General features: G+C 34.7%; 2 protein-coding genes. One reads left to right on the top strand and one right to left on the bottom strand.

Annotated features, from left to right (window positions below):
- Positions 1–424 precede the first annotated feature (424 nt).
- A complete protein-coding gene (locus ACEN4L_RS13310; protein WP_407097726.1) occupies positions 425–1,168 on the top strand; it encodes a CPBP family intramembrane glutamic endopeptidase in 744 nt (247 codons plus the stop codon).
- 114 nt (positions 1,169–1,282) lie between these two features.
- Here the strand turns inward: ACEN4L_RS13310 and ACEN4L_RS13315 are convergent, their stop codons facing one another.
- On the bottom strand, positions 1,283–2,629 hold the full coding sequence (locus tag ACEN4L_RS13315; protein WP_407097727.1) for an FAD-dependent oxidoreductase: 1,347 nt from the start codon (positions 2,627–2,629) through the stop codon (positions 1,283–1,285).
- Positions 2,630–2,951: the final 322 nt, after the last annotated feature.

Here is a 2,951-nt window from a genome sequence, read left to right on the forward strand (position 1 = left end):
AAATGAACTTTTCTTTTCTTCCGTTAGGAAGGAATCTAATCGATTTGTAAAAAAGAAAGAAACATTTCAGTTTCGCCTAATTTTTTGATAAAAATGTCCCTGTATAAAAATCTATGAATGATTCAGGTCTATATTGTCCGAACAAATATTTGTTTGTGAATTTTTCTGCTTTTTTTATTGTTCTTGTCTATGTTTTTACCCTTCAAGCTTATTTATTACGATACTCAAAAAAATAATTGCACAGTTACCGTCTCATCTTCTATTTGCAAGAAGCGTTCTTATAGATCCCCAGTACAATCGAAATAATATACTTCACATCGTTGAAAGAGTATAATTAGTTCAATGAAATAAGATTCACTCTTTATTGCTCACCTACACACAATCTTTTTTTATTCTTTGGTTCTTTAAAAGGAGGATCAGTCTTATGGAATTTCATCACAGACAACCTATGTTTCCCACCTTATTTTGGCTCATCCTTTATCTTCTTTTGGCTACCTTTATCGGAAATTATGCTCAAACAGATCGAGAAGTTTATTTAATTGAAGCAGTTCCACAGTTATTGTTAGCATCGCTATGTTTCCTTTATCTTTATAGAACCGGTTTAAGCACCGAAATAGGTTTGACAACTCCAGCCACTGAATCCAACAAAATAATGCTTTACTATTTGCCACTTTTTTTCATCTCTGGTATTTCACTTTTTTATGGTTTTCAAACATCACTGCCTTTACTTGATGTTCTAGCGCTCTTAGGTTTTTATACAGCAGTAAGCTTTATGGAAGAAGTCATTTTCCGTGGATTAATGTTCAATGCTTTAAGCCGTAAGTGGAAACATTTAACGGTTGTTCTCTTCATTAGTTCAACTTTTGCTTTCGGTCATATCATCAGTCTTGTTGCTACCCAGATGACAGGCTACGAAACATCTCTTCAAATTATGAACGCCTTTGTAGTCGGCTTTTTGTTTATGGTAGTCATGATTTCTTCGCGCAATTTAAAAGTCTGCATTCTAGCGCACATTCTTTACAATTTTTTGGCGAGTATTTCTAATGTAGGTTCAACTCGAATAGAAGTAGTTGTCGTTACTACAATCATTGCGGTTTTGTATACTGTTTATTTATGGAAAAATGCCATCCATCTTAAAGGTTATTTAAATGAGCGAGCTGTCTTTTGAAATGGAACAATTCTAGATACAAAAAAGTATCACGCTACCTATCAACAGCAGCGTGATACTTTTTTCTTTTTTACTTAATTTTTTGAGGGAGTTATCTTATTTTATAGCTTTTTTTTACAGCTTTTCCCCATCAAAGTTACCATCCAAAGCTTTTTGAGCGAGAACATTCAAATAGTTCCATGGACGGTTGAATCCAGGTTGGAAAAAGAAATCAGCAAATGCCAATTGTTCTAATGTCCATCCTGATGAAACAGCTACAGAAACCGCGTTGATTGAAGCTGTCACGTCATAAGTTGACATCAATTGAGCCCCAACGATGCGGTGGCTTTCTTTTTCAAAATGGATTTTCATCATCACTTTCTCGTCATCAATAAAAGTAGGACGAATGTTTTCTACTACAAAAGTACTTGCTACTTCAGCTTCGATCGAATCTTGATCAATGTCTTTCACACCTGTAGAAGCTAATTTGTAATCAAATAAAGTTAATCCTGATGTTCCAGATACTTCAGGCATTTTAACTTTTTTCTCTAAAATATTTTTAGCTGCAATCACTCCTTGGCGACGAGCATTTGAAGCTAAAGCAATCAATTTAGATCCATGATTAGGAGCAAATGGGATCTTAGTAGCATCTCCCATTGCGAAGATGTCTTTTGCAGAAGTTTCCAAGTACTCATCAACCACTACAGTTCCATCTTGATTCAATTCAACGATGCCTTGCAACCATTTCGTATTCGGACGAACTCCAACAGCCATGATAACTGTATCTGCTTCATATTCCCCTTTATCTGTCACAACTTTAGTGACTGTTCCATTTTCACCCACGACTTCTTTAACCATTTCGCTAGTGCGAACAGTCAATCCATTTTCTTGCATATTCTCATTTAGCACATCAACGAATTCTTGATCCAAGTAAGTGTTCAATACTCGGTCTAAAGAATCGATGACAGTTGTCTCAATGCCCGCTTTAGCAAATGCTTCGGCTACTTCGATACCAATGTAACCTCCGCCTACAACGACTGCTTTTTTCGATTGGCTCATACGGTTTTTAACTTTTTCAGCCCAGTTACGACCGCGTACATAAAAAATGTTATCTAGGTCAGCACCAGGAATTGGAATTTTCACTGGCATTGCTCCTGGAGAAAGAATTAATTTATCATAACTTTCTTCTGTTTCTCCATCAGTTGTTTTCACAGTAATGGTTTTCGTTTCCGGATTGATACCTACAACATCACTGTTCATATGAACAGTCACGTTTTGCTCTTTAAGAGTTTCCTCCGTAGCATAGTGTAAACTATCTAGAGATTCAGCAATACCTTCTAGGTAACTTTGAATTCCGCAAGATAAAAATGATGCTGTTGCTCCACGCTCATAAATATGTAATTCAGCATCATTGTGTTCTTTCAACAACGTTTGAGTTGCTTCATAACCAGCGTGAGATGTACCTACTACAATAATTTTCAATCCAATTGCCTCCAATAATCTTTATTTGTTACAGAGTGCACCATACCATTAATTTAGATTTTTATAAAATGATATGCATAAGATGTTCGTGTTTTATACAAAAAAAGGATTGCAAACATGGTTATAACAATAAAAAAACGTTTTATATAAATTAAATATCTGTGATTATGTATGAAATAAGAATATTATAATTGGTCACTAGTGTTGCATAAATATAGTCAGAATATTCTGAATTATTATTTTCTTGAAAAAAGTAAAAAAAATCGAATGCTTACGCAAAGGATGACTATTTCCAGAAAATTTTGCTTATTTAGCTGATTCC

Origin of the sequence: Desemzia sp. FAM 23988 (assembly GCF_045528365.1) — a bacterium.
GTDB lineage: Bacteria > Bacillota > Bacilli > Lactobacillales > Carnobacteriaceae > Desemzia.

What these genes read in the sequence shown, in the direction of transcription:
- ACEN4L_RS13310 (WP_407097726.1), top strand. Translation starts at nt 425, where the DNA reads ATGGAATTTCATCACAGACAACCTATGTTTCCCACCTTATTTTGGCTC.